Source organism: Streptomyces spinosisporus, from assembly GCF_022698145.1.
Taxonomy (GTDB): domain Bacteria; phylum Actinomycetota; class Actinomycetes; order Streptomycetales; family Streptomycetaceae; genus Streptomyces; species Streptomyces spinosisporus.
The window spans coordinates 168,692-189,121 of the sequence record NZ_JALDAX010000017.1 but is presented as its reverse complement, the minus strand read 5'-3'; the positions used below and the strand labels follow the sequence as shown (position 1 = coordinate 189,121).

Genomic DNA, 20,430 nt, shown 5'->3' with positions numbered 1-20,430 from the left:
GCCGGTCGGTGGGGGCGAGGTCGGCGTCGGGTCGGTCGATGGGGGCGCAAGGCCGGCGTCCGGCCGGTCGGTGCGGGGCGGGCGGGTGACCGGAGCCGGTCAGCGCGGGGCGTGGTCGGCGTCCGGCCGGTCGGCGTGGGACAAGGACAGCGTCCGGCTGGTCGGTGCGGGGCGGGCGGGAGACCGGAGCCGGTCAGTGCGGGCGAGGCCAAGGTCCGGCCGGTCGGTGGGGGCGCAAGGCCGGCGTCCGGCCGGGCGGTGCGGGGCGGGCGGGAGACCGGAGCCGGTCAGTGCCGGGCGAGGTCGGCGTCCGGCCGGTCGGCGTGGGACAAGGACAGCGTCCGGCCGGGCGGTGCGGGGCGGGCGGGAGACCCGAGCCGGTCAGTGCGGGCGAGGCCAAGGTCCGGCCGGTCGGTGGGGGCGCAAGGCCGGCGTCCGGCCGGGCGGTGCGGGGCGAGGCAGGACCCGCGTCCGGTCAGGCAGCGTGAAGCAGGACCCGCGTTCGGGCGGTCAGCGCGGGGCGGGGCCGGTGTCCGGGCGGTTGGTGGGGCTGCTCGTCGGCACCACGAAGACCGTGACGGTGCGTGCGGTGTGGGTGCGGCGCAAGCGGTGGATGAGCTCGGTCAGGTGGCTGCGGCCGAGACCGGCCCACAGTCGCCAGGTGGGCAGCTCTCCGGTGCCCGTCGTGAGTCGGCGCAGTCGGCGCCAAAGATCCGCCGCCGAGCGGCGCAGGACGACCTTCAGGTCGGTGGGGATGCGGGCGGTGCTTGCGCGGGCTGCGAAGGCCGGCACCGACGCGGGCGGCACCGCGGGCGCCGCCTCGGCACTCGCCTGCGCTCTCGCCGGCCGGCGGTTGAGCATGCGTATACCCATGCCCGCATCCTGTACAGACGGCGACCGGGCGGCGCCTTTGCGGGGGCCACGTGAGTGACGGGCCCTGCGGGGCTCCGGCAGCTAAGGGCGCAGGTCGGACTGGCTCGGCCGCTGCGGCGAAGGGCACTGATCACACCCACGACCACGCCGAATCCCCGCACCCCACCACCGCAGGCCACTGCAGCACCGAGTCCCATCACCGCCAGAGGCTGATGCGCCGCCGCAACGAGCCCCCGGTCGCCCGCCTCTGCGACGGGAGACGCCACCCGCACCCACAAGCACAACAGAGCCCTCCACCGCACCGCCGGGCCCAGCCTCTGCCGGACGCCAGCGCATCCCCGGAGGCGGGTGCCCGCCGCGACGAGCCCCCTGTTCGCCCGCCCCGCGACGGAAAGCACCACCCGCGCCCGCGAGCATGACGTACCCTCCCCCGGCCGAAGGCCGAGGCTGGACGCCAGCGCCCCCCCCGGAGGCGGGCGCCCGCCGCAACGCGCCCCCTAGTCACCCGCCTCTGCGACGCAAGGCGCCACCCGCACCCGCACGCACAACAGAACCCTCCACCGCACCGCCCGAGCCGAGCCCCCCGCCGGACGCCAGCGCACCGTCGGAGGCGGGTGCCCGCCGCAACGCCCCCCGTCGCCGCCCCCACGGCGGAAAGCACCTCCCGCACCGGCAAGCACGAGTTGCCCCCGGCCGGAGGCCACGCCCCCCGAGGCCGGAGTCCAGTCGAACCGCCGGAGGCTAGTGCGCTGCCGACTCCCAGTCGGTTCCCGCTCCTACCGATACGCCCAGTGGGACGTTCAGCCGGACGGCGTTGGACATTTCGTGGCGGACGATCTCCTCGGCGGCTGTGCGTTCGCCGGGGGCGATTTCCAGGACGATTTCGTCGTGGACCTGGAGGAGCATGCGGGAGGTGAGGCCCGCCTCGCGGAGCGCACCGTCCACCTTGAGCATGGCGATCTTGACGATGTCCGCCGCGGTGCCCTGGATGGGTGCGTTCAGGGCCATGCGCTCGGCCGCCTCGCGGCGCTGGCGGTTGTCGCTGTTGAGGTCGGGGAGATAGCGGCGGCGTCCGAACAGCGTCGCCGTGTACCCCGTGGCCCGCGCCTCGTCGACCGCCCGGCGCAGATAGTCCCGGACACCGCCGAAGCGCTCGAAGTAGGCGTCCATCAGCCCACGCGCCTCCGCCGCCTCGATGTTCAGCTGCTGGGACAGGCCGAACGCCGACAGGCCGTAGGCCAGGCCGTACGACATGGCCTTGATCTTGCGGCGCATCTCCGCGTCCACCGCACCGGGCTCCACCGCGAACACCTGGGACGCCGCCGTGGTGTGCAGATCCTCCCCGGAGGTGAACGCCTCGATCAGGCCCGCGTCCTCGGAGAGGTGGGCCATCACGCGCAGTTCGATCTGGCTGTAGTCAGCCGTCATCAGCGACTCGAACCCCTCGCCGACGACGAAGCCGCGGCGGATGGCCCGGCCCTCGTCGGTGCGGACGGGGATGTTCTGCAGATTCGGGTCCGTGGAGGACAGGCGGCCGGTCGCGGCCACCGTCTGGTTGAAGGTGGTGTGGATACGTCCGTCCGCCGCGATCGTCTTGATCAGGCCCTCGACCGTGACCCTCAGCTTCGCCTGCTCGCGGTGCCGGAGCATGATCACCGGCAGTTCGTTGTCCGTCTGGGTGGCGAGCCAGGCCAGGGCGTCGGCGTCCGTGGTGTAGCCGGTCTTGGTCCTCTTCGTCTTGGGCAGCGCCAGCTCGCCGAAGAGGACCTCCTGCAGCTGCTTGGGCGAGCCGAGGTTGAACTCGTGCCCGGCCGCAGCGTGCGCCTCCTTCACCGCCTGCTGGACGGCGCCCGCGAACAGCTGCTCCATGGCCTCCAGATGGGCGCGGTCGGCCGCGATGCCGTGCCGCTCCATGCGGGCCAGCAGGGCGGACGTCGGCAGCTCCATGTCCCGCAGGAGGTCAGCGGCGCCGACCTCCGCGAGACGGCTCTCGAAGGCCTCGCCCAGGTCGAGCACCGCGCGGGCCTGGACCATCAGGGCCTCGGCCTCGGCGCCGTCGTCCGTGCCGAAGGCGAGCTGGCCGTCGGCAGTGGCGGCGGGGGCCAGCTCGCGGTGCAGGTATTCCAGGGACAGCGCGTCCAGGTCGAAGGAGCGGCGGCCCGGCTTGACCAGATAGGCGGCGAGCGCCGTGTCCATGCGCACGCCCTCGATGCTCCAGCCGTGCTCGGCGAAGACCCTCATCGCGCCCTTGGCGTTGTGGAAGACCTTCGGCAGGCCCGCGTCGGCGAGCCAGGCGGCGAACGCCTTCTCGTCGGCCTCGTCCAGCTGCGAGGGGTCGAACCAGGCGGCCGCTCCCCCGGCCGCGGCGAGCGCGACCTCGGCGACCGAGCCGGTGCCGAGCGCCCAGGTGTCGACGGTGGCCACGCCGAGCGGCTCGCCGCCGTGCTCCGCGAGCCACGGGGCCAGCTCGCCCGTACCGAGCACCGTGCCGTCCAGCTCCACGCCGTCGGTCGCGATCGGCGTGACCTCGGCCTCCTCGGCGCCGGGGTCCACTCCGAAGAGCCGCTCGCGCAGGGAGGGGTTCCTGATCTCCAGGGTGTCCAGGACCAGCGAGACGGCCTTGCGGTCGTACGGCTCGCGCGCGAGGTCGGCGACCGTCCTGGGCAGCTCGACGTTCCGCTCCAGCTCGGTGAGGCGGCGGTTGAGCTTGACGCTCTCCAGGTGGTCGCGGAGATTCTGCCCGGCCTTGCCCTTGACCTCCTCGACGCGCTCGACCAGCTCCGCGAACGAACCGAACTGGTTGATCCACTTCGCGGCGGTCTTCTCGCCCACCCCTGGGATGCCCGGCAGGTTGTCGGACGGGTCGCCGCGCAGGGCGGCGAAGTCGGGGTACTGCGCGGGGGTCAGGCCGTACTTCTCGAAGACCTTCTCCGGGGTGAAGCGGGTGAGCTCGGAGACGCCCTTCGTCGGGTACAGCACCGTCGTGTGCTCGCTGACCAGCTGGAAGGAGTCGCGGTCACCTGTGACGATGAGGACCTCGAAGCCGGCGGCCTCGGCCTGGGTGGCGAGGGTGGCGATGATGTCGTCGGCCTCGAAGCCGGGGACCGCGAACCGGGACGCGTGCATGGCGTCGAGGAGCTCGCCGATCAGCTCGACCTGGCCCTTGAACTCGTCCGGGGTCTTGGAGCGGTTCGCCTTGTACTCCGTGAACTCCTCGGAGCGCCAGGTCTTGCGGGAGACGTCGAAGGCCACCGCGAAGTGGGTGGGCTCCTCGTCACGCAGGGTGTTGGCGAGCATCGACGCGAAGCCGTAGATCGCGTTCGTCGGCTGTCCTGTCGCGGTGGTGAAGTTCTCCGCGGGCAGCGCGAAGAACGCGCGATAGGCCAGCGAGTGCCCGTCCATGAGCATCAGGCGGGGCCGCGCGCCGTCGGCGGTCGTCTCGGTCTTCTTCGATGCTGTCTCTGCCACGCCCCCGATCCTGCCACGAGCCACTGACACTCGACCCTCCGCACACCGCACGCCTCCCCCACCACACACCCGGCACCTTCACCCATGCCCACCCGCCGCCCTCATTCCCACGCCCAGCGCGCCCTCGCCTCCGCACGCCCGCAGCCCCCTCTCCCCCGCTCCTACGCCCTCACCTCCACACGCCCGGCCACCCCCACTCCGCGCCACAACACCCACGTCTCCGCACGCCCGCCACCTCCACTCCCGCGCCGCAGTCCCTTCACCTCCGCACGCCCGCCACCCCACTTCCACGCCCCATCCCCTCACCCCCGCACGCCCAGCCACCCCCCTCCCCCACCCCAACACCCACATCTCAGCCCACCGCAGCCCCCGCAATCCCCACACCCTGCAGCCCCGGCAATCTCCACACCCCGGCGCCCCGCCATCCCCCCGCCCTGCCGCCCTCCCTGTCACCCGCACGTGCGAGGATCGAGGAGGTAGTTCGCGGGTGCGGGTGAAGGGGAGTGCGCGATGGCGACGAAGCCACCTCAGAGTGATCCGGTTCAGGACGCGCCGCAGGTCGCCGAGCCGAAGCACGCGGCGGCGGGGCTGCCCGCCGTTGGTCACACCCTGCGTGTGGCGCAGCGGCAGATGGGCGTGCGGCGCACCGCGCTGACTTTGCTGCGCGTCAATCAGAAGGACGGCTTCGACTGCCCGGGCTGTGCCTGGCCGGAGCCGGAGCACCGGCACACGGCGGAGTTCTGTGAGAACGGCGCGAAGGCGGTCGCCGAGGAGGCCACCCTGCGCCGGGTCACCCCGGAGTTCTTCGCCGCGCACTCCGTCACCGATCTCGCGACCCGCAGCGGCTACTGGCTGGGGCAGCAGGGCCGGCTGACGCACCCCGTGTATCTCCCCGAAGGGGGAGATCACTACGAGCCGGTGACCTGGGAGCGCGCCTTCGACATCGTCGCCGAGGAGCTCGCCGCGCTCGGCTCCCCCGATGAGGCGGTCTTCTACACCTCGGGACGCACCAGCAACGAGGCGGCGTTCCTGTACCAACTGTTCGCCCGCCAGTTGGGCACGAACAACCTGCCCGACTGCTCCAACATGTGCCACGAGTCGTCCGGTTCGGCGCTCTCGGAGACGATCGGCGTCGGCAAGGGCAGCGTCCTGCTCGAGGACCTCTACAAGGCCGATCTGATCATCGTCGCCGGCCAGAACCCGGGCACGAACCACCCGCGCATGCTCTCCGCCCTGGAGAAGGCCAAGGCGAACGGCGCGAAGATCGTCAGCGTCAATCCCCTCCCCGAGGCGGGCCTGGAGCGCTTCAAGAACCCGCAGACCGCGCAGGGTATGCTCAAGGGCGCCGCGCTCACCGATCTGTTCCTGCAGATCCGCATCGGCGGCGACCAGGCCCTCTTCCGCCTGCTGAACAAGCTGATCCTGGAGGCGGACGGCGCGGTCGACGAGGAGTTCGTCCGCGAACACACCCATGGCTACGAGGAGTTCGCGGCCGCCGCGAAGGCCGCCGACTGGGACGAGACGCTGGCCGCGACCGGCCTCACGCGCGCGGAGATCGAGCAGGCGCTCGGCATGGTGCTCGCCTCGAAGCGCACCATCGTCTGCTGGGCGATGGGCCTGACCCAGCACAAGCACTCGGTGCCGACCATCCGCGAGATCGTCAACTTCCTTCTGCTGCGCGGCAACATCGGCCGCCCGGGCGCGGGCGTGTGCCCGGTGCGCGGGCACAGCAACGTGCAGGGCGACCGCACCATGGGCATCTTCGAGCGCCCCGCGCCCGCCTTCCTGGACGCCCTGGAGCGGGAGTTCGGCTTCGCTCCGCCGCGCGAGCACGGCTTCGACGTGGTCCGGGCGATCCGCGCCCTGCGCGACGGCGAGGCGAAGGTCTTCTTCGCCATGGGCGGCAACTTCGTCTCCGCCTCGCCCGACACGGACGTCACCGAGGCGGCCATGCGGCGCGCCCGTCTGACCGTGCACGTGTCGACGAAGCTCAACCGCTCGCACGCGGTCACGGGCGCGCGTGCCCTGATCCTGCCGACGCTGGGCCGCACCGAGCGTGATCTGCAGGGCAGCGGCGAGCAGTTCGTGACCGTCGAGGACTCCATGGGCATGGTGCACGCCTCCCGCGGCCGCCTGGACCCCGCGAGCAGGCATCTGCTCTCCGAGCCGGCCATCGTCTGCCGGCTGGCACGCCGCGTGCTGGGCGAGGAGAGCACGGTTCCGTGGGAGGAGTTCGAGAAGGACTACGCCACGATCCGCGACCGCATCGCACGCGTGGTCCCCGGCTTCGAGGACTTCAACGCGCGCGTTACTGGTTCTGCTGGTCGCCCCGGCGGCTTCGCCCTCCCGCACGCCCCGCGCGACGAGCGCCGCTTCCCCACGAAGACCGGCAAGGCCAACTTCACGGCGGCGCCCGTCGAACACCCCGAACTGCCCGAGGGCCGCCTGCTGTTGCAGACGCTGCGCTCGCACGACCAGTACAACACCACGATCTACGGCCTCGACGACCGCTACCGCGGCATCAGGAACGGCCGCCGGGTCGTGCTGGTCAACCCCGAGGACGCGCGGGCGCTCGGGGCCGCCGAGGGGTCGTACGTGGACCTGGTGAGCGAGTGGAAGGACGGCGTCGAGCGCAGGGCGAACGGCTTCCGGGTCGTGCACTACCCGACGGCCCGCGGCTGCGCGGCCGCCTACTACCCGGAGACCAATGTCCTGGTGCCGCTGGACGCCACCGCGGACACCAGCAACACCCCGGCCAGCAAGTCCGTGGTCGTACGTCTGGAACAATCGTCGACCGACTGAGCGTTTGCTCAGCCAGGTTGGACGTTTGATCAGGACGAACGGAGCAGGACCCATGGGCGAGCAGCAGCAGGTGACGTTCCCGCAGGAGGTCGTCGACGAGTACGCGGCACTCGGCATCGACCTCCCGGCCCTGTTCTCCGCCGGGCACCTCGGCACGCGTATGGGCGTGGAGATAGTCGAGGCCTCGGCGGACCGTGTCGTCGGCACCATGCCGGTCGAGGGCAACACCCAGCCCTACGGCCTGCTGCACGGCGGCGCCTCCGCCGTGCTGGCCGAGACGCTCGGCTCCGTCGGCTCGATGCTGCACGGCGGCAGCTCCAAGATCGCGGTCGGCGTCGACCTCAACTGCACCCACCACCGCGGAGTGCGCTCCGGCCTGGTCACCGGCGTCGCCACCCCCGTGCACCGGGGCAGGTCGACGGCGACGTACGAGATAGTGATCAGCGACGAGCAGGACCGGCGCGTGTGCACCGCCCGGCTGACCTGTCTGCTGCGCGACGTACGCCCCGGCGACGGTGCGCACCTGGCCGCCGCCGGCTGACCCCTCCCGCCCCGCCGGCCGGGTCCGCACCCGACGGCACCGGCGCCTTCCCGACCCCGACGCCCTCACCTACCGTTTCCTCATGAGGCTGCGGTCATGAGCGGCGTCGGCCCCGTCGAACCTGTCGAAACCGTCGAACCTGTCGAACCCGTCGAACCCACCGAGGCGCGCCCCGGCCACGCCCCCGGCACCCACCGGGCCGCGCCGCCACCCGACGTCATCGGCACCGACTCCCCCCGCCCGACCGACCGTTGGCGCACACTGCCGCCACGCGTCCGCATCACGGCACTCACGGCAGCCGTGACCGCACTCGCCGCCGCGGCCGTATGGCTCCTGCCTCCCTCACCCTCCGCCCCCGAGCGCGAAGAGCCGGCGACGCCCTGGCCCGCCACCACAACCGCCTTCCGCTACACCGGGGTTGCAGACAATCCGAGCGCAGGAGCCACCAGGGACTTCCACTTCGAGGTGTCCGTGCACGACGGACCCCCCGTCACCGTCTCCCACATCAACGCCGCCCCCGGCGGCCTGCGCACCCGCACCACACCCCCGATGTCGTTCACGGTGCGCGCCGGAAGCGCCCACCGGATCACCGTGCGGATCACGGTGGCCGACTGCAGCGCGCTCCCCGTCTACGTCAACCTGCCCTTCCTGGACGTAACGCTGCGTAACAAACACGCAATACAGCACTACAGTTTCATCTTCGGCAACCGCTACTCCCGCGACCTCTCCGGCCTCCTGCACACGGCCTGCGACGCCAACCGGGCGCTCCCCTCGCCCCGCGTCCGACGGGAAGTGCGGGTTCTCACGATGTGGACCCGACGCGTTCTCGCCAATCCAGCCGAGGCCGACCTTCACACAAGCTCATCTACCGGCACGTCATAACAAGAAAGTCACAAGCCAGCCCACAGCGATGCCCACGGCTGACAGACAGGCTTAGAGTCACGCCCAGTCACCGCGCCGCCGGGCGCGTCTGCAGCACGGCCAGCACCACCCCAGTACGGCCCGGCGAGACACACGGCAGCCCAGCAGGGCCGCCGGCGCCAGGGAGAGGATTCATCGTGCGACACCGTTCTTTGGTCATACTCACCTCCGTACTCACCACGGGCGCTCTCACGCTGACCGCCTGCGGATCGCGTGACGACGACAAGGGTGGGGACAGCGGCAGCAAGAAGACCGAGGTCGTCATTGGTGTCGACGCACCGCTGACCGGTCAGAACTCCGCCACCGGACTCGGTATCCAGGGCGGCGTCCAGGTGGCCGTCGACGACGCCAACAAGAACAATCTCGTGCCCGGCGTGACCTTCAAGGTCCAGGCGCTCGACGACAAGGCGATTCCCGCCAGCGGCCAGCAGAACGCCACCCAGCTCGTCAACAACGACAAGGTGCTCGGCGTCGTCGGCCCGCTGAACTCCGGCGTGGCCACCCAGATGCAGCAGGTCTTCGCCACCGCCAACCTGGTCGAGATCTCGCCGTCCAACACCGCCCCCGAGCTCACCCAGGGCAAGAACTGGCAGACGAAGAAGGTCCGCCCCTTCAAGACCTACTTCCGTACCGCCACCACCGACGCCCTCCAGGGCGGCTTCGCGGCCGACTACGCCTACAACACGCTGAAGAAGAAGAACGTCTTCGTCGTCGACGACAAGCAGACCTACGGCGCGGGCCTGGCCAAGCTGTTCACCGCCGGCTTCACCAAGGCGGGCGGCAAGGTCGTGGGCACCGACCACGTCAACACCGGCGACACCGACTTCTCCGCCCTCGTCACCAAGATCAAGAACTCCAAGGCCGACCTGGTCTACTACGGCGGCCAGTACGACGAGTCCGAGAAGCTCACCAAGCAGCTCAAGGACGGCGGCGTCAAGATCCCGCTCTTCGGCGGCGACGGCATGTTCAGCGACACCTACATCCAGACCGCGGGCAAGACCTCCGAGGGCGACCTGGCCACCTCCGTCGGCCAGCCCGTCGACACCCTCGCCTCCGCCCAGGACTTCATCAAGAAGTACAAGGCAGCCGGCCTCAAGGGCGACTACGGCACCTACGGCGGCTACTCCTACGACGCCGCCACCGCCATCATCAAGGCCATCGGCAAGGTCGTGAAGGACGGCAAGGTCCCGTCCGACGCCCGCGCCAAGATCGTCGAAGAGGTCGGCAAGACCAAGTTCGACGGCGTCGCAGGCCCCGTCTCCTTCGACGAGTACGGCGACACCACCAACAAGCAGCTGACCGTCTACCAGGTCACCAACGGCAAGTGGAAGGCCGTCAAGAGCGGCACGTTCAACGGCTGATCCAGCCAGTCCGAACTGCCGCTAGCACCACCCCAGGGCCGCGCGACCGACCACACGTCACCGCGCGGCCCGTTCCACGCCCCTTGCTCACTCCTCACCACATGGAGGCCATGCGGTGAACACCCTGCCGCAGCAGCTGGCCAACGGGCTGTTCCTCGGCTCGATGTACGGGCTGATCGCCATCGGCTACACGATGGTGTACGGCATCGTCCAGCTCATCAACTTCGCCCATGGCGAGATCTTCATGACCGGCGGCTTCGGCGCGCTCACGGTCTATCTCTACGTCCTGCCCGACGGCACATCCATGTGGATAGCCCTCCCGGCGATGCTCATAGGCGGCGGACTCGTCTCCGTCCTCATCGCCGTCGGGGCGGAACGCTTCGCCTACCGGCCCCTGCGCGGAGCCCCACGCCTGGCACCCCTGATCACCGCGATCGGCCTCTCCCTCGCACTCCAGCAGGCCGTCTTCAACTGGTACCCGGACGCCAAGACCGACCGCAACTTCCCGCAGATCGACGCCGGCCCCTGGCACCTCGGCTCCATCAGCATCAGCAGCGGCTCCCTCTTCGTCATCATCGCCGCCCCCCTGTGCATGGCGGCCCTCGCCTTCTTCGTCCGCCTCTCCCGCACCGGCCGCGCCATGCAGGCCACCGCCCAGGACCCGGACACCGCCCAGCTCATGGGCATCGACACCAACCGCATCATCGTGATCGCGTTCGCCATCGGCGGCTTCTTCGCCGCCGTCGCCGCCGTCGCCTACGGCCTGCGCTACGGACAGATCAAGTACGACATGGGCTTCCAGATGGGCCTCAAGGCCTTCACCGCCGCCGTCCTCGGCGGCATCGGCAACATCTACGGCGCCATGATCGGCGGCCTCGTCCTCGGCCTCGCCGAAACCCTCGCCACCTCCTACATCGACGAGATCCCCGGCATGCAGCAGCTCGGCGGCGGCGGCTGGTCCTCCGTGTGGGCCTTCGTCCTCCTCATCCTCGTACTGCTCTTCAGGCCACAAGGCCTCGTCGGCGAACGCGTCGCGGACAGGGCGTGAGCACCATGACAACCACCACGAAGACCACGCCCACCACGCCGGACGCCCCGCGCGGCATCATCGCCCTGCCCCAGTCCGCCGCCCGCGTCCTCGTCGCCCTCGGCGCCATCGGCACCATCGCCAGCACCTACATGTCCTGGACATGGACCGCCGAATTCCCCGGAGACCTCACCTACTACGGCTCCCCCGCAGGCCTCCAGATCCTCGCCCTCGTCGCCGGCGTCCTCACCCTCCTGTACGCCCTCACACGCTGGAACATACGCGGCCTGAACTGGCTCAACCCGGCCGGCGCCACCGCCCCCGTGTCCCTCGCCGCCGCCTCCGCCTTCGCCGTCACCTGGTTCACCGCCATCGCCATCGCGGTCGACCTCGGAGGCCTCGCCAACCTCGACCCCGGCGCCTACGTCGCCATCGTCTCCTCCCTCGTCGCCCTCCTCGGCGCCCTCGCGCTGCCCAGCCCCGGCGACACCTTCAAGGCCTGGATCAGCAAGCCCGACACCATCCCCCCGGCCGGCCGGATCCCCGCCTGGGCCGAACGCCTCGTCGTCACGGCAGCCACCGCCCTCGCCCTGATCGTCTTCGCCTACGGCGTCGGCGTCGACCCCGACGCCAGCGAGACGTTCATCGGCTACCTCCTGCTCGTCGTCCTCGGCACCTGGGCACTCGTCACCGCCGGCCTCGCCGACCGGTTCTCCGCCCTCAACGCCCGGCACAAGGGATTCGCCACCTCCATGGCCTTCCTCGCCGCCGCGCTCTTCCCCTTCGTCGAGAACAACGAACACAACGCCAACCTCGGCGTGAACATCCTCGTCGTCGCCACCGTCGCCCTCGGCCTCAACATCGTCGTCGGCCTCACCGGACTCCTCGACCTCGGATACGTCGCCTTCCTCGGCGTCGGCGCCTACGCCGCAGCCCTCGTCTCCGGCTCCGAGTTCTCCCGCTTCTCCGGAGTCCAGTTCCCCTTCTGGGCCGCCATGCTCACCGGCATGGCCGCGTCGCTCGTCTTCGGCGTCCTCATCGGCGCCCCCACCCTGCGACTGCGCGGCGACTACCTCGCCATCGTCACCCTCGGCTTCGGAGAGATCTTCCGCATCTCCGTCAACAACCTCGACGGCTCCTCCGGACCCAACCTCACCAACGGGCCCAACGGCATCTCGATGATCCCCGACCTGGAGATCTTCGGCTTCAACTTCGGCAGCACCCACGACGTCGGCTCCGTCACCATCGGCCGGTTCGCCAACTACCTGCTGCTGATGCTGATCATCACCGCCATCGTCGTCCTCGTCTTCACCCGCGCCGCCGACTCCCGCATCGGCCGCTCCTGGATCGCCATCCGCGAGGACGAGACCGCCGCGACCGCCATGGGCATCAACGGCTTCCGCGTCAAACTCATCGCCTTCGCCCTCGGCGCCTCCCTCGCCGGCCTCGCCGGCACGGTCAGCGCCCACGTCGGCTACAGCGTCAACCCCGCCCCCTACCAGTTCGCCGGGTCCGTGCCCCCGAACTCCGCCTTCCTGCTCGCCGCGGTCGTCCTCGGCGGCATGGGCACCGTCGGCGGCCCCATCCTCGGCGCGACGCTGCTCTACCTCCTGCCCGAGAAGCTCAGCTTCCTCAAGGAGTACCAGCTCTTCGCCTTCGGCCTCGCGCTCGTCATCCTCATGCGCTTCCGCCCCGAAGGCATCATCGCCAACCGGCGCCGCCAGCTCGAATTCCACGAAAGCGAACAACCCGACATCCCCGAACAGAGCCTCCCCGACACCACCGTCGGCGCCACCAAGGCAGGGGCGTGACCACCATGACCACCACCACGGCCACCAGCCCCGTCCTCGAAGCCAGCGGCGTCACCATGCGCTTCGGCGGCCTCACCGCCGTACGCAGCGTCGACCTCACCGTCAACAGCGGCGAGATCGTCGGCCTCATCGGACCCAACGGCGCGGGCAAGACCACCTTCTTCAACTGCCTCACCGGGCTGTACATCCCCACCGAAGGCAAGGTCTCCTACAAGGGCACCGTCCTGCCGCCCAAACCGCACCTCGTCACCAACGCCGGCATCGCCCGCACCTTCCAGAACATCCGGCTCTTCGCCAACATGACCGTCCTGGAAAACGTCCTCGTCGGCCGCCACACCCGCACCAAGGAAGGCCTCTGGTCCGCCCTCCTGCGCGGCCCCGGCTTCCGCAAGGCCGAAACCGCCTCCCGCGAACGCGCCATGGAACTCCTGGAGTTCATCGGCCTCTCCCACAAGGCCGACCACCTCGCCCGCAACCTCCCCTACGGCGAACAGCGCAAGCTCGAGATCGCCCGCGCGCTCGCCAGCGACCCCGGACTCCTCCTCCTCGACGAGCCCACCGCCGGCATGAACCCCCAGGAGACACGGGCCACTGAAGAACTCGTCTTCGCCATCCGGGACCAGGGCATCGCCGTGCTCGTCATCGAGCACGACATGCGCTTCATCTTCAACCTGTGCGACCGCGTCGCCTGCCTCGTCCAGGGCGAGAAACTCGTCGAAGGCACCTCCGACGTCGTCCAGGGCGACGAACGCGTCATCGCCGCCTACCTCGGCACCCCCTTCGAAGGCGCACCCGGCGACGAGGAGGTCGCCGAGGTCGAAGCGGCCGAGAGCGGCTCAGGAGCGCAGAGCACCACGAGCAAGGAAGGAAGCGCCCAGTGACCGCACTGCTCGAGGTCGAGGACCTCAAGGTCGCCTACGGCAAGATCGAAGCCGTCAAGGGCATCTCCTTCACCGTCGAGGCCGGCCAGATCGTCACCCTCATCGGCACCAACGGCGCCGGCAAGACAACCACCCTGCGCACCCTGTCCGGGCTCCACAAGCCCAGCAGCGGGAGCATCCTCTTCGAGGGCAAGCCCCTCAAGAACATCCCCGCCCACAAGATCGTCTCCCTCGGGCTCGCCCACTCCCCCGAGGGCCGGCACATCTTCCCCCGCCTGACGATCACCGAGAACCTCCAGCTCGGAGCCTTCCTGCGCAAGGACAAGGAAGGCATCGAGAAGGACATCCAGCGCGCCTACGACCTCTTCCCCATCCTCGGGGAACGCCGCAAGCAGGCCGCGGGCACGCTCTCCGGCGGTGAGCAGCAGATGCTGGCCATGGGCCGCGCACTCATGTCCCAGCCGAAACTGCTGATGCTCGACGAACCCTCCATGGGCCTCTCGCCGATCATGATGCAGAAGATCATGTCGACCATCGTCGAGCTCAAGGCCCAGGGCACCACGATCCTGCTCGTCGAACAGAACGCCCAGGCGGCGCTGTCGCTGGCCGACCAGGGCCACGTCATGGAAGTCGGCAACATCGTCCTGTCCGGGACCGGGCAGGACCTCCTGCACGACGAGTCGGTCCGCAAGGCGTACCTCGGCGAGGACTGAGCCGTTACGGAGAGAGGCCCGGTGCCCCCGATTGGGGGGCGCCGGGCCTCTTCCCGCGCTGTGGGCTCTCGTGCTCAGCCCTTGGACGCCTTCTTCTCGTCGGCGTCCTGGATGACCGCCTCGGCGACCTGCTGCATGGACATACGGCGGTCCATGGAGGTCTTCTGGATCCACCGGAAGGCGGCCGGCTCGGACAGGCCGTACTCGGTCTGCAGAATGGACTTCGCGCGGTCGACCAGCTTCCGGGTCTCCAGGCGCAGGGTGAGGTCGGCGACCTCCTTCTCCAGCTCCTTCAGCTCGGTGAAGCGGGAGACGGCCATCTCGATCGCGGGCACGACGTCGCTCTTGCTGAACGGCTTCACGAGATACGCCATGGCACCCGCGTCGCGGGCACGCTCGACGAGGTCGCGCTGCGAGAAGGCGGTGAGCATCAGCACCGGGGCGATGCGCTCCTCGGCGATCTTCTCGGCCGCCGAGATGCCGTCCAGCTTGGGCATCTTCACATCGAGGATGACGAGGTCCGGCCGGTGCTCGCGGGCGAGCTCGATGGCCTGCTCACCGTCGCCGGCCTCGCCGACGACGCTGTAGCCCTCTTCCTCCAGCATCTCTTTGAGGTCGAGCCGAATAAGGGCCTCGTCCTCGGCAATGACGACACGGGTCGTCAACGGAGGCACATGCGACTGATCGTCGTCGGTCGCGTCTACGGGCTGGGGCGACTCGGGGGCGGTCACTGGAGCTCCTTGTTGCAGGGCACGGGTGCAGCTGACAAGAGCCTACCCAGCTGCGGTAAGGTAGGTGCCCGGAGGGTCAGCGGAAACCTTTGATTCTTCGAGCCCCGGTAGCCCAATTGGCAGCAGGCAATGGATTCAAAACCCATACAGTGTCGGTTCGAGTCCGACCCGGGGCACTTTTCCTTAGATTCCAAGGTCGCAATCCAGAAGCGGATGTTCACCTTCTCGTGAACGTCCGCTTTTCGCTGCGTGTCGACGCGATCACTCTCACAGAGTGGCCGCATGTACGACGTCAGCACGCGCAGGCGAGCACTCGCTCTGGTCTCACAGGGCCGCAGCCTGAATTCGGTGAGCCGGGCAACAGGCATCTCCAGAGCCGCGATCCGCTCCTGGCAGAGCCGCCTGGAGCCGCTGCCTCGTATGGCGCCTGAAGAGCCCGGCCCACCTGCCGACCCACAGGCGTACGCCTATCTACTGGGCCTCTACCTCGGCGACGGCTGCGTCAGCGCTCATCCGCGCAGCGGTTACTACTTGCGGATCGCCTGCGCCGACGCATGGCCAGGGCTCATCGAGCTGTGTCGCGACGCCATCAAGAAGGTGCGACCCGCTGTCGGCGTCTACTTCGTGCAGAAGCAGGGCTGCACGGCGGTCACGAGCTACAGCCGGCACTGGCCCGCGCTCTTCCCCCAACACGGCCCCGGCAAGAAGCACGATCGTCGTATCGCGCTCGAACCCTGGCAGCGGGAAATCGTCGACGCGCACCCGTGGGAATTCGTCCGTGGCCTCATTCATTCCGACGGTTGCCGCATCACCAACTGGACCACGCGCCTCGTAGGCGGGGAGCGTAAGCGTTACGAATATCCGCGGTACTTCTTCACCAACGTCTCCGACGACATCCGGAAGCTGTACACCGACACGTTGGACAAGCTCGGTGTCGGCTGGACCCGCTGCACGCGCAACGGTGTCCCGTACAACATCTCCGTCGCCAAGAAGGGCTGCGTCGCCCTGCTGGACGCCCACGTAGGTCCCAAATTCTGAGCTCCGCCCCCTACTTGGGACTGTCGTCCTCCCCGATGTGGTGCACCCGGACCAGGTTGGTGGAGCCGGAGACCCCGGGAGGGGAGCCTGCCGTGATGACCACTACGTCGCCCTTCTCGCAGCGGCCGTATTTGAGGAGGAGTTCGTCCACCTGGTCGACCATGGCGTCCGTGGACTCCACGTGCGGGCCGAGGAACGTCTCCGCGCCCCAGGTCAGGCTGAGGTAGGAGCGGGTGGCCGGTTCGGGGGTGAAGGCGAGGAGGGGGATCGGGGAGCGGTAGCGGGAGAGGCGGCGGGCGGTGTCGCCGGACTGGGTGAAGGCGACCAGGAACTTGGCACCGAGGAAGTCGCCCATCTCCGCGGCGGCGCGGGCCACGGCGCCGCCCTGGGTGCGGGGCTTGTTGCGTTCGGTCAGCGGCGGCAGCCCCTTGGCGAGCAGGTCCTCCTCGGCGGCCTCGACGATCTTCGCCATCGTACGGACCGTCTCGACGGGGTACTTGCCGACGCTCGTCTCGCCGGACAGCATCACGGCGTCCGTGCCGTCGATGACGGCGTTGGCGACGTCGGAGGCCTCCGCGCGGGTCGGCCGGGAGTTGTCGATCATCGAGTCGAGCATCTGGGTGGCGACGATCACCGGTTTGGCGTTGCGCCTGGCCAGCTTGACCGCGCGCTTCTGGACGATCGGGACCTCTTCCAGCGGCATTTCGACGCCGAGGTCCCCGCGGGCGACCATGATGCCGTCGAAGGCGGCGACGATGTCGTCGATCGCCGCGACCGCCTGGGGTTTTTCGACCTTGGCGATGACGGGCAGGCGGCGGCCCTCCTCGTCCATGATCCGGTGGACGTCCTCGATGTCGCGGCCGCTGCGCACGAAGGAGAGGGCGATCACATCGAAGCCGGTGCGCAGCGCCCAGCGCAGGTCGTCCTCGTCCTTCTCGGAGAGGGCGGGGACGGAGACGGCGACGCCGGGGAGGTTGAGGCCCTTGTGGTCGGAGACCATGCCGCCTTCGACGACGGTGGTGTGGACGCGGGGGCCGTCGACGGAGGTGACCTGGAGGCAGACCTTGCCGTCGTCGACGAGGATGCGCTCGCCGGGTGAGACGTCGGCGGCGAGTCCGGCGTAGGTGGTGCCGCAGGTGTGTCCGTCGCCTTCGGTGCCTTCTTCGACGGTGATGGTGAAGGCGTCGCCGCGTTCAAGGAGTACGGGGCCTTCGGTGAAGCTGCCGAGCCTGATCTTCGGACCCTGAAGGTCGGCGAGGAGTCCGACGCTGCGGCCGGTCTCGTCGGCGGCCTTGCGCACTCGCTGGTAGCGCTCCTCGTGCTCGGCGTGGCTGCCGTGGCTGAGGTTGAATCGGGCGACGTCCATTCCGGCGTCGACCAGGGCTTTGATCTGGTCGTACGAGTCGGTGGCGGGCCCCAGGGTACAGACGATCTTTGCTCGGCGCATGATTCGAGCCTAGGCCTTACCGGCCGGTAGAGAATTGGGCGGGTGTGACTACTCAACAACCTTTGCATGAAGTGCTGTTGACAAGTATTGAATTGTGCGCGGGGGTGCTCCGATGAGCATTTTCGCGGCCGGGAGGGTCGTTCAGAGCCGTGGCGGGACCATGGTGAACCGGGCGTTGACCGCGGCGTAGATCTTCTGGCGCTGGGGTTCGAGGTCGAGGGGGGCCGCGGTGTCCTCGGCGGCCGCGCCGTAGGCCATGGAGCGCATCCGGCCGGGGGCCTGGGGGCGGGGCGGGGCGTCCTCGGCGCCGATGTCGGCGAGTTCCACGAGGGCGGAGAGGGTGGTGCCGAGTGCTTCGGCGTATTCGCCGGCGCGCTGGACGGCTTCCTTCACCGCCTGTTGCCGGGCCTGCCGGTGGGCGGGTGAGTCGGGGCGCAGCGCCCACCAGGGGCCGTCGACGCGGGTGAGGTCCAGGTCGGCGAGGCGTGTGGTGAGTTCGCCGAGGGCGGTGAAGTCGGCCAGTTCGGCGGTGAGGTGGACGCGGCCGTGGTAGGCGTGGACGCGTTCGCCGCGGCCTTTCTCCTTGAGTTCGGGGCTGATGGAGAAGGCGCCTGTTTCGAGGTGTTCGACGGCGTCGCCGTAGGACTTGATGAGTTCCAGTGCGGCGGTGTTGCGGCGGGTGAGGTCGTCCAGGGCGGTCCGGCGGTCCTTGCCGCGGGAGGCGACGGAGATGCCGATGCGGGCGATCTCGGGGTCGACTTCGAGGCGGGCCTCGCCGCGGACGGCGATGCGGGGGGCGTCGGGGGTGCCGTACGGGACGGCGGGGCGGTGGTCGTCCGCTGTGGGGGTGGTCATGGGCCCCACTCTGTCACCGCTCGCCGGCCGAGGTCATCGGATCGCAATGTGCCGGGCCTGTTGCTGGTTGCCATGTGCGGGACAGAATCTACGCGCGTTGTTGACCGTTCCCGAAGGAAAGCGAGACATGCCCTTGAACCGCAGAAGGTTTCTGACGAAGTCCGCCGTGACCGGGGCGGGTGTTGCCCTGGCCGGTGCCGCGGCGGCCCCCGCGGCCGAGGCCGCCCCCGCCACGCCACACCGCAAGCACGTCAAGCGGTACGCCCTCACCGTCATGGGCACGACGGACCTGCACGGTCATGTCTTCAACTGGGACTACTTCAAGGACGCGGAGTACCGGGACGCGGCGGGCAACGCGCAGGGCCTGGCGCGGATCTCGACGCTGGTCGACCAGGTGCGCGAGGACCGGGGCCGCCGCAACACGCTGCTGCTGGATGCGGGCGACACGATCCAGGGCACTCCGCTGACGTACTACTACGCGAAGGTCGACCCGATCACCGCCGAGGGCGGTCCGGTGCATCCGATGGCGCAGGCGATGAACGCCATCGGGTACGACGCCGCGGCGCTGGGCAACCACGAGTTCAACTACGGCCTTCAGACGCTGCGCAGGTTCGAGGAGCAGCTGCACTTCCCGCTGCTCGGCGCGAACGCGGTGGACGCGAAGACCCAACGGCCCGCTTTCCAGCCGTACTTCATCAAGAGGTTCCGGGTGCCGGGGCTGCCTCCGGTGAAGGTCGCGGTGCTGGGTCTGACCAATCCCGGTATCGCCATCTGGGACAAGGCCTTTGTGCAGGGGAAGTTGGAGTTCCCGGGTCTGGAGGAGCAGGCCGCGCGCTGGGTGCCGAAGCTGAAGTCGATGGGCGCGGACGTGGTCGTGGTGTCGGCGCACTCCGGTTCCTCGGGCACGTCGTCGTACGGCGACCAGGTGCCGTACGTGGAGAACGCCGCCGCGCTGGTGGCGCAGCAGGTCCCGGACATCGACGCGATCCTGGTCGGGCACGCGCACGTGGAGATCCCGGAGCTGAAGGTCACCAACACGAGGACCGGCCGGACGGTGGTGCTGTCGGAGCCGCTGGCGTTCGCGGAGCGGCTGTCGCTGTTCGACATCGAGCTGGTCTTCGCCAGGGGCCGGTGGAGCGTGGAGTCGGTGTCCGCGAAGGTGCTGAACTCGAACTCGGTCGCCGACGACCCGAAGATCACCAAGCTGTTGTCGGACGAGCACGCGAAGGTCGTCGAGTACGTCAACCAGGTCGTCGGCACGGCCACGGAGACGCTGACGACGGCCGAGGCGCGGTACAAGGACGCGCCGATCGTCGATCTGATCACCAAGGTCCAGGAGGACGTGGTGAAGGCGGCGCTGGCGGGCACGGAGTACGCCGCGTTGCCGGTCCTCGCGCAGGCGTCGCCGTTCTCGCGCACGTCCGAGATCCCGGCGGGCCAGGTGACGATCCGGGATCTGTCGAGTCTGTACGTGTACGACAACACGCTGGTCGCCAAGGTGATGACGGGGGCGCAGCTGCGGGCGTACCTGGAGTACTCGGCGGAGTACTTCGTGCAGACGGCGGCCGACGTGCCGGTCGACGTGGAGAAGCTGACGAACGCCGGCGGCCGCCCGGACTACAACTACGACTACGTCTCGGGTCTCGCGTACGACATCGACGTGGCGCAGCCGGCCGGGTCGCGGATCAAGAACCTGACGTACGGCGGTGAAGTCCTGGACGACGCGCAGGAGTTCGTGCTGGCGGTGAACAACTACCGTGCCAACGGCGGGGGTGCGTTCCCGCATGTGGCCTCCGCGAAGGAGGTGTGGTCGGAGTCGACGGAGATCCGTACGCGGATCGCGGAGTGGGTGACGGCGAAGGGCGTGCTGGATCCGAAGGACTTCGCGTCGGCGGACTGGAGGCTCACCAGGAACGGCACGCCGGTGTTCTAGCAGTGCACCGGCCCCGCCTCGGGTCCGT

15 protein-coding genes and 1 tRNA gene are annotated in these 20,430 nt (G+C 69.5%); 11 read left to right on the top strand and 5 right to left on the bottom strand.

Translation table 11 applies throughout. The features are described from left to right. Positions 1–510: 510 nt before the first annotated feature. The gene (locus tag MQN93_RS34605; protein ID WP_242712611.1) at positions 511–873 is read right to left on the bottom strand and encodes a hypothetical protein; all 363 of its coding nucleotides are present in this window, start codon (positions 871–873) and stop codon (positions 511–513) included. 741 nt (positions 874–1,614) lie between these two features. Further along, the gene (gene polA, locus MQN93_RS34600) at positions 1,615–4,341 is read right to left on the bottom strand and encodes a DNA polymerase I (protein WP_242712610.1); all 2,727 of its coding nucleotides are present in this window, start codon (positions 4,339–4,341) and stop codon (positions 1,615–1,617) included. Positions 4,342–4,851: 510 nt separating this feature from the next. Between polA and MQN93_RS34595 the strand changes: the two genes are divergently transcribed. The 8 genes from MQN93_RS34595 (at position 4,852) to MQN93_RS34560 (ending at position 14,398) form a co-directional block, all read left to right on the top strand. Further along, entirely contained in the window at positions 4,852–7,143 is a 2,292-nt protein-coding gene (locus tag MQN93_RS34595; protein WP_242712609.1) for an FdhF/YdeP family oxidoreductase, read from the top strand. Between the two features lie 52 nt (positions 7,144–7,195). Beyond that, complete coding sequence (locus tag MQN93_RS34590; protein ID WP_242712608.1) at positions 7,196–7,684, top strand: PaaI family thioesterase; 489 nt, start codon at positions 7,196–7,198, stop codon at positions 7,682–7,684. A 96-nt stretch (positions 7,685–7,780) separates the two neighbouring features. After that, entirely contained in the window at positions 7,781–8,566 is a 786-nt protein-coding gene (locus tag MQN93_RS34585; RefSeq protein ID WP_242712607.1) for a hypothetical protein, read from the top strand. Positions 8,567–8,742: 176 nt separating this feature from the next. Further along, positions 8,743–9,966: a branched-chain amino acid ABC transporter substrate-binding protein gene (locus MQN93_RS34580; protein ID WP_242712606.1), complete on the top strand. Its 1,224-nt coding sequence runs from the start codon at positions 8,743–8,745 to the stop codon at positions 9,964–9,966. A 115-nt stretch (positions 9,967–10,081) separates the two neighbouring features. Further along, positions 10,082–11,014 (top strand): branched-chain amino acid ABC transporter permease, encoded by a 933-nt coding sequence (locus MQN93_RS34575; protein WP_016435944.1) that lies wholly within the window; start codon positions 10,082–10,084, stop codon positions 11,012–11,014. Positions 11,015–11,019: 5 nt separating this feature from the next. Continuing rightward, a complete protein-coding gene (locus MQN93_RS34570; RefSeq protein ID WP_242712617.1) occupies positions 11,020–12,804 on the top strand; it encodes a branched-chain amino acid ABC transporter permease in 1,785 nt (594 codons plus the stop codon). Next, positions 12,801–13,685 (top strand): ABC transporter ATP-binding protein, encoded by an 885-nt coding sequence (locus MQN93_RS34565; protein WP_242712605.1) that lies wholly within the window; start codon positions 12,801–12,803, stop codon positions 13,683–13,685. The genes MQN93_RS34570 and MQN93_RS34565 overlap by 4 nt, the downstream gene beginning before the upstream one ends. After that, positions 13,682–14,398, top strand: a complete 717-nt coding sequence (locus MQN93_RS34560; RefSeq protein ID WP_016435941.1) for an ABC transporter ATP-binding protein — start codon at positions 13,682–13,684, stop codon at positions 14,396–14,398. The genes MQN93_RS34565 and MQN93_RS34560 overlap by 4 nt, the downstream gene beginning before the upstream one ends. A gap of 74 nt (positions 14,399–14,472) precedes the next feature. Here MQN93_RS34560 and MQN93_RS34555 read toward each other — a convergent pair whose 3' ends face one another. Beyond that, positions 14,473–15,129 (bottom strand): ANTAR domain-containing response regulator, encoded by a 657-nt coding sequence (locus MQN93_RS34555; protein ID WP_016435940.1) that lies wholly within the window; start codon positions 15,127–15,129, stop codon positions 14,473–14,475. A gap of 101 nt (positions 15,130–15,230) precedes the next feature. On the opposite strand from MQN93_RS34555, the gene MQN93_RS34550 reads away from it, so the two are divergent. Both MQN93_RS34550 and MQN93_RS34545 read left to right on the top strand, forming a co-directional pair. After that, a tRNA-Leu gene (locus MQN93_RS34550) sits at positions 15,231–15,305 on the top strand. A gap of 106 nt (positions 15,306–15,411) precedes the next feature. After that, on the top strand, positions 15,412–16,167 hold the full coding sequence (locus MQN93_RS34545; protein WP_242712604.1) for a helix-turn-helix domain-containing protein: 756 nt from the start codon (positions 15,412–15,414) through the stop codon (positions 16,165–16,167). Between the two features lie 10 nt (positions 16,168–16,177). On the opposite strand, the gene pyk is transcribed toward MQN93_RS34545, so the two are convergent. Together pyk and MQN93_RS34535 are read right to left on the bottom strand one after the other, a co-directional pair. Beyond that, entirely contained in the window at positions 16,178–17,614 is a 1,437-nt protein-coding gene (gene pyk, locus MQN93_RS34540) for a pyruvate kinase (RefSeq protein WP_242712603.1), read from the bottom strand. A gap of 141 nt (positions 17,615–17,755) precedes the next feature. Then, a complete protein-coding gene (locus MQN93_RS34535) occupies positions 17,756–18,469 on the bottom strand; it encodes an SIMPL domain-containing protein (protein ID WP_242712602.1) in 714 nt (237 codons plus the stop codon). Between the two features lie 127 nt (positions 18,470–18,596). On the opposite strand from MQN93_RS34535, the gene MQN93_RS34530 reads away from it, so the two are divergent. Continuing rightward, on the top strand, positions 18,597–20,402 hold the full coding sequence (locus MQN93_RS34530; RefSeq protein WP_242712601.1) for a bifunctional metallophosphatase/5'-nucleotidase: 1,806 nt from the start codon (positions 18,597–18,599) through the stop codon (positions 20,400–20,402). The last annotated feature ends 28 nt before the right edge of the window (positions 20,403–20,430 follow it).